Annotated in this window: 4 protein-coding genes and 1 pseudogene; 2 read left to right on the forward strand and 3 right to left on the reverse strand. The window is 68.3% G+C overall.

Translation table 11 applies throughout. The features are described from left to right. Window positions 1-709 precede the first annotated feature (709 nt). Entirely contained in the window at window positions 710-1327 is a 618-nt protein-coding gene (locus tag JEK78_RS00420) for a LuxR C-terminal-related transcriptional regulator (protein WP_242483208.1), read from the forward strand. Between the two features lie 544 nt (window positions 1328-1871). On the opposite strand, the gene JEK78_RS00425 is transcribed toward JEK78_RS00420, so the two are convergent. Both JEK78_RS00425 and JEK78_RS23135 read right to left on the reverse strand, forming a co-directional pair. Beyond that, window positions 1872-2279, reverse strand: a complete 408-nt coding sequence (locus JEK78_RS00425; RefSeq protein WP_200262099.1) for a transposase — start codon at window positions 2277-2279, stop codon at window positions 1872-1874. A 256-nt stretch (window positions 2280-2535) separates the two neighbouring features. Continuing rightward, on the reverse strand, window positions 2536-3027 hold the full coding sequence (locus JEK78_RS23135) for a transposase family protein (RefSeq protein WP_242483209.1): 492 nt from the start codon (window positions 3025-3027) through the stop codon (window positions 2536-2538). Between the two features lie 634 nt (window positions 3028-3661). On the opposite strand from JEK78_RS23135, the pseudogene JEK78_RS00435 reads away from it, so the two are divergent. Next, window positions 3662-4969: pseudogene (locus tag JEK78_RS00435) on the forward strand (ISAs1 family transposase); the annotation flags it as partial. A gap of 679 nt (window positions 4970-5648) precedes the next feature. Here the strand turns inward: JEK78_RS00435 and JEK78_RS00440 are convergent. Beyond that, window positions 5649-7343, reverse strand: coding sequence for a 3-hydroxyacyl-CoA dehydrogenase family protein (locus JEK78_RS00440; protein ID WP_242483210.1), 1695 nt, complete (start codon window positions 7341-7343; stop codon window positions 5649-5651). Between the last annotated feature and the right edge of the window lie 89 nt (window positions 7344-7432).

Below are 7432 nucleotides of genomic sequence, written 5' to 3' on the forward strand. Positions count from 1 at the left end.
CTGCGTTCCACCCCCGGAACCCCACCAACCCCGACATGACGCAACGTCACAGACATTAGCGGCGAAGCCGCTTCACGCAAGGCCCCTGGTACGGCGGCTTCTTCTTGGACCCCATGAATCCCAACTTCCCCTGCAATCAAGGGCTCCACGCTACGAGGGGATGGTCAGTCGAGGTGTCCCCCCTCAAGTCGCGTGTTGGGTGGGTTGATCCGACCGGCGGTGCCCGGCGGTGCGCCCTCGAGTGGCGTGGATCACGCGGTTCCCACGAGCTGGCGCCCGGCGTGTTGTCGATCTCGACACTTGGCCGGGCTGTGGTGTGTGTTCATACAGTCCCAAGGCTGAGGGGATCGTCGGAACCTACATCTCGCGTTGCCTCACGGCTCTCGTGACCTGCACCTTTCTGCAGAATGTCGGAGTTCATCCGAGTTTCCTCTGCGCGTGATGCGTCGATGAGAGCCGCAGGTTACTGACGGATAATCACCAAATGGTGAGATGACTTCATTGACCCTGCGATCCGAATTTCCTTACGATCAAGCCCGGGGGATTCCCGGAATTCCTCCCGGAGAGGCGTCGACTTTCCGGGCGGAGCTGGGATTCAGTAACCTCAAATTTAGCTCAAGTGAGGACAGCTTCTATGCAGACTGCCGCCGCTGGCTATCTTGGAATTGACCAGTGCTCTGGTCCGGCAACGGCTACGAACGTGCCCGAAGTGGATGTATTCAGAACGCTCCTGGACCGGTCCGGCCTCCTCCTCGCGAGCCTGGCCCCCCAGATGTGCGTCGTCGAGGCGAACGAAGAGTTCGTCGACCAGTTCGGCTGCGACCGGGAGACCCTGGTCGGCAGCAGCTTCTACGACCTCCTGCACCCCGGTGTGCACGCCCCCATGCGCAAACAGTTCCAACGCCTCCTCGAGGGGCGCCGCGAACGCTTCGTCGAGCACCTCGCCGGCATAGGGCCCCGGCAGGCCGTGTTCACCGGAGACATCACGGGCATCGCCGTGCACGCCGCGTGCGGCGAGCTCGTCGGGTTCGTCGTCGTCGTGAACCCGGAGGAGGCCGTACAGGCCAACGCCGTCGTCGTCGACCGCACCCGCATCCTCAGCGAGATCGACGCCCGCATCCTGGAAGGCATCGCCAGCGGCGAGTCCACGATATGCCTCGCCTCCCGCCTGTTCCTCAGCAGGCAGGGCGTCGAGTACCACGTCGGCACCATGCTCAAGAAGCTCAAGGCACCCAACCGCGCCGCCCTCGTCAGCCGCGCATACAGCCTCGGCGTCCTGAGCGTCGGCAGCTGGCCGCCGCAGGTGTCACCCGACTATGTGAAGTGACCGCCCCGGACGAGCCGGACCCGGACGCAGACGACCACAGGGCCACCGCCCAGAGCCGTCCCGGAACACCGACGCCCGTCCCCGCACCGAACTCACCACCCACCGCACCACGTACCACCGCTCGGTCCGTGGACTCCCAGCAGTGGCGCCCATCCGTTCCGCCGCCCAGGCCGTACACCACACGACCCGAATCCCGTCCCCCCATCCGCAACCACCGCGGGCCTCGCGCGCCCTGTGGTCTCATCCCGAGCCGACGGCATCCGTCGGCTCACCTCATTCCCCCAAGACCGGCGGTCAGCCCGCCCGCCCGCTGTGGCGCGGCGGGCGGGCCGTCGCACGTCTTTCACCCATGCGCCTCCATCTCTCCCAGCCGCTCGCTGCCCACAGCGCCGCTGGACGTCGACCCGTGAGGAAGGACGAGAATGCCGGCAGCGGATAGTCGCGGGACTCGGATCATGGCTCCCGCCGAGGGCAGTGACCAACGAGGAACTCACCTGCAGGCTCAGGGCGATTGCAAAGTTCGTTGATCGTGCGTTGGTGCAGGTCAGTTGAGTCCGAGGACGGCCAGTGGCCGCTCGTACGGGCGGAGGGCTGTTGTGCGGAGTCCGGCGGCGATGTTGGTGTGGCCGGCGGCGCGGAGCTGGTTGATGGCGAAGCTGCGCAGGGTGGCCACGTTCTCCGGCCCGTGTCCGGTGCGGATCTTTGAGGCGTCCTCGCGGAAGGCGGTGTCCCGGACGAAGCAGTGGAGCCTGTCTTCGATCACCCAGTGTGCCCTCAAGATCGTCGCGATGCGTTCCGGGGATGCCTGGCGGCTGGTCAGGTCGGTGATGACGTAGACGGACTCGCGGCTCTTCTTGACGGTCTTGGTGTCGGTGCCGTGGCGTACGACCTTCGCGACCTGGGCGGCGTGGGGGAAGTCGACGCCGAGGTCGGTGACGGTCAGCGCTTGCACGACCCGGCTCTCCTTGCGGCCGTGCCCCTGGGTACGGTCGTAGAACTTCGCCGTCGCCTCGCCCCAGTGGCAGGGTCCGCATCTGCTCGTAGAGGTTCTTCTGGTTGCGTTTCACGGTGAAGGCGTAGTGCGCCCTCTTCGCCTCGACGAGGAAGCGGGCGTGGTCTCGCTGGGTGTGCAGTGCGTCGCCGGTCACGGTGACTCCTTGCAGGTCATAGGGGTCCAGCAGGGCAGCGAAGCAGGTGATCTCGTTCGTTTACTCGGGGACCCTGAGTTGGGTGACGGTCATCCCGGTACCGGTCATCGCGGCCGGCAGGTGCGCGGCCGGGGCGGCGCCGAGGCGCGAGCCGCGGGCGCTCTTGCCGTCGATCGCGAGGGTGTCGGCGCCGGCCGGGTCGTGGCCGAGGAGGTCGGCCAGGCCGCCGGGGCAGGTGTCCTTGATGACCCGGCGGATCGTCGCGCCGCTGGGCGGAATGCGCACGGCCAGGGCGGTCGCGGTGCGGGCACCGAGCCGGGCCAGGACGTCCTGCGGGGCGTCGGCGGCCCACTCGTCGATCGCCACGAAACTCCTCGCCCCGCTCACCACGGCGGAGCAGGCGATCAGCAGCACTGCCACGAAGGGGTGACGCTTCCCGCGTCGGCACCGCGGATCGGCCAACGTTGCCAGCCGCTCGGCCAGCCCATCCGTCACACGGTGCTGACGGGTGGGCGACTTGACCAGACAGACGGTGGCAGACTGACGGCACATCGAAGCTCCCTTGGGCGCAGGCGACATGGCAAGGTCACCTCCGCAACGGGGCTTCGTTGCATCCGGTCGCACGCCCTCCCGGCATCGTCACGCTGCTGTGACCTGCGCACTCACAAGATCCCCAAGGACTTGCAATCGCCCTGCCTGGGATCCCTTCACCGACAGGTCTTTTTCCGCCAAGATCCACCTTGGTCACACAGCCCATTTCTGCTCTATTGCGGCTCCGTTACCGCGTGAACCCTCTTGCATCACCACCGGTGCCGGAAGTTTACAACTCGGCGGGCTGGAGCGGCATCGACCGACAGGGAACAGACAGAAAACGCCTATGACGTGCACACCTACAGGCACCCACTGCCACCCAAGTTATTTACCAAGCCCTGGTGAACCGGCACCCCTGGGTCTCGAATATTATTACGGAACTCTTCACAAGCTCTTCCCATCCTCCAGAAATGGCCCGAATCATTCAAGCCACTTTCCCGCACGAACAACAGAGGCGCGCCGAAACCGCACACCACCCCTCAGGGCCCCGGCGTTTGCCCGGATCGCCCCGTCCTGGGCCGGTTGATCATGCTGGCGGGCCCCGGAAGCAGATGAACACGGCACCTGTGGATCATGGAGTTCTCTACGCTGCAAGATCCACGAAGGTGCCGCGTTCGTTCCTCCATCATCCCCTGCCGTCGTTCCCGTCTCTGTGGCGCCCTGCCTGGAGGCCCTCGGCTCGGATGTCGCCCGAGGCCAAGTCCGCTGTCTGGTAGCCGAGTTCGAGTCGGTCACCGATCCTCGCAGGGCGTGCGGGGTGCGCTACCGGGTCTCCTCGCTGCTCGCCCTGGTGGTCTGTGCGATGACTGCGGCGGGCCATGACTCCATCACCGCGGCGGCGGAGTGGTGCCGACGTGCGACGCCGCAGGAACTGGCCGCTTTCGGTCTGCCCTACCATCCGCTGCTCGGCCGCTACCGGATCCCGAGCGAGAAGACCCTGCGCACCGTTCTGGGGCGGCTGGATCCCGGTGAGGTCAGCGCGGCCGGCTACGACCACCTGCGGCCCCTGCTGTCCACGGTGTCCCGCTCTCCCGAGCCGCTCATGCCCGACGGCGGCATCGAACGTGAACAGCGCCGCGCCCACCGGGCGGCCGCCCACACCGAACCAGCGCGTTCTGGGCGCCGGGCCATCGCGGTGGACGGCAAGTGCCTGCGCGGCGCGAAGCGCCCGGACGGCAGCCGCGTCTTCGTGCTCTCCGCCGTCCGACACGGCGACGGCATCACCCTCGCATCCCGCGAGATCGGCGCGAAGACCAACGAAATACCCGAGTTCCAGCCCCTGCTCGACCAGCTCGACGACGCCGATCTCGCCGGGGCCGTCGTCACCGCCGATGCCCTCCACGCGCAACGCGACCACGCCACCTACCTGCACGAACGTGGCGCACACTACCTGCTGACCATCAAGAACAACCAACGCGGCCAGGCCCGTCAGCTCCACGCCCTGCCCTGGAAGGAGATCCCCGTCATCCACCGCGACGACGCCCAAGGTCACGGCCGTCACGAACAGCGTCTCGTCCAGGTCGTCACCGTCAACGGCCTGCTCTTCCCCCACGCGGCCCAGGTCCTGCGCATCCAGCGCAGACGCCGTCTCTACGGAGCGAAGAAGTGGTCCAGCGAGACCGTCTACGCCATCACCGACCTACCCGCCGAACAGACGAGTGCCGCCGAGATCGCCTCATGGGCTCGCGGGCACTGGACGGTGGAGAACACTGTCCACTGGTGTCGGGATGTGACCTTCAACGAGGACAGATCCCAGGTCAGGGCTGGCAACACGCCCTCAGTCCTCGCCGCCGTCCGCGACCTGATCCGCGGTGCGCTCAAGCTTGCCGGGTACGCCAACACCGCCGCCGGCCGCCGGGCCCACACCGAACGCACCCTCGTCCTCAGCCTCTACGGCATCACACGATCAAACCGGACGACCCGGGCAAACGCCGGGGCCCTGCACCACCCCACCTCACAAGGTGACGCGCGTCAATGTGAGTGCCCTAGGCAACCATTGATTCGGATCCGCCTCCGACGAGCCGGTCACCGGTGCCCTCGGTGTCGGGCCGAGCGCTCCAAGCACGCCGGGACGAGCCGGTACAGCCCGGGCCCTCCGGACACGAACGCCAGCCCGAAGCGGGTGAGGAAGTCGATGAACTCGTCGTCGACGAACTCGTCCTGCACGAGTTCGATCTCCCCGGCCGCCCTCGGCTCGATGGCCGCCGCGACGGCGTGGGCGGTCTTGTCGTAGATCACGACGTCCGGCAGATCGTCGGCGAAGTACCCCCGCGCGAGGGCGACCGGCGAACTGCTGTCGTCGAGGAACCCCACGACGTCCCAACCGTCTTCCGTCGCCCCCGAAATCGCCAGCCGCGCGGCCAACTCGGATCCTGTCGCCCAGGTAACCCGGTAGCCGCGCCGGACGAATTCCTCGACCAGTGCCAACATGGGCAGTTCCTGTCCGTGCTCGGGGTCGCTGAAGACGGCGACGTGCCGCCGCTCCCCGGATGCCTCCTGAGTCATGCCGCCCCAACCTCTCGGCGGGCGATGGCCGCCCCCCACGTCCTGTCGCCAAGCGTAACTCCGACGACACGCAAGTCTCACTCCACCAGTTCGGCCACGCGGAACCCGCGCCGGGTCTTGCGTCCCAGGTGCCCGGCGGCCACCAACTGCCGCAACGGCTCGGCCGGGGCGACCTGCGCCTCGCTGAGCATCTCCATGATCGCGAGTGACACGTCGAGCCCGATCGTGTCGAGCAGGGTGAACGGCCCCATCGGATACGGGTACGCCGTGCTGACCGCGGCGTCGATCTCGGCCACAGTGACATCGGTGCGGCCGAGCAGGCGCACAGCGTCGTTGAGGTACGGGAACAGCAGGAAGTTCACGATGAACCCGGTGCGGTCCGTGCAGTCGACGGCCGTCTTGCGCAGCCGTGCCACCAGCGCATGTGCCGTGGCGTGCACATCGGGGTCGGTGTGCTGGGTGCGCACCACTTCGACCAGCCGCATCACGGGTGCCGGGTTGAAGAAGTGCAGGCCGATCACATCGCGGGGCCGGCCGGTGTGCTCGGCGATCTCGGTGACGGACAGGCTGGAGGTCGTGGTGGCGATGACGGCGCCCGGTGGGAGGTGTGCGTCGATCGCGCGCAGCACCGCGGGTTTGACGGCCATGTCCTCGGCTACGGCTTCGACGACCAGGCCGGCGTCCGCGAGGCCCGCGTAGTCCGTTCCCGTGGTGAGCCGGGCGAGGATGTCCAGCCGGTCCTGCTCGGTGATGCGGCCCTTCCTGACGGACCGGGCGAGTGAGGCGGCGACGGCGTTCCGGGCGGCCTCGGCCTTGTCCGCGGTGCGGGCGACGAGAGTGGTGGGGATGCCCGCGACGGCCAGGACCTCGGCGATACCGCGCGCCATGGTGCCGGAGCCGGCCACACCGGCCCGGGTGATCGCGCGGGGCGTTCCGGTGACGGCGGTGACGCGGCCGGTCCGCACCCGGGCGCCGGCATCGTCGTACCGGTGGAACCCGTGCCCGGTCTTGCGTCCCAGGCGTCCCTCGGCCACCAGCCGGTCGAGCAGCGCGGCGGGCTTGACGCCCAGGGCCGTGAGGGAGGCGTGGACGGTGTCGAGACCGATCAGATCGAGCATCTCGAACGGGCCCTGCCCAAGGCCGCAGCCGAGTCTCATGGCGGTGTCGATGTCCTCGACGTCGGCATAGCCCTCGGCGGCGAGGTCGACGGTCCGGTTCAGCCATGTGTGGACCAGCGCGGCGGCCACCTCGCTCGGCCGGTGGCCGAGGGGGACCACCTCCGTGTCCGCGAGAGCGGCCACGCTGCGCGCCAGTTCGGACGTCCGCCGTGCCGCCATGGCGGTCTCGACGAGCGCGGCGTTGCCGCCCTCGGGCGGCGGCAGGAAGTAGCGCAGGCCGACGGCCCGGTCCGGAGCCCCCGAGGCGATCGCGAGCTCGGACACCGACAGCGTGGACGTGGTGGTGAGCAGGACCGTGCCGGGCTCGACCAGCTCGACCAGCCCACGCAGCACGGCTTCCTTGGCGGCCCGGTCCTCCGGTACGGCCTCGATCACCACGTCGGCGCGTTTGAGGTCGGCCGGTTCGGTGCCGAGGGTGAGCAGCGGACTGTCGCCGAGCGTGAGCAGCGGCCCGTCCAGCCGGTTGCCGACCCGGGCCACCACGGCCGGGTCGTGGTCGACTCCGATCACCTCCGTGCCGTTGCCGAGCAACACGCGGGCCAGCCCCTCGCCCAGCGAGCCGAGCCCCACTATCCCGATCACGAGCTCCGTCATGGCGTCGTACTCCTTACTTGATGGGATCTTTGGGGCCCATGGGCCCTTGGGACCGGGCCGGTCGGCCGACCGGCCCGGATTCGTGTCGG

Origin of the sequence: Streptomyces sp. HSG2 (assembly GCF_016598575.1) — a bacterium.
Lineage (GTDB): Bacteria > Actinomycetota > Actinomycetes > Streptomycetales > Streptomycetaceae > Streptomyces.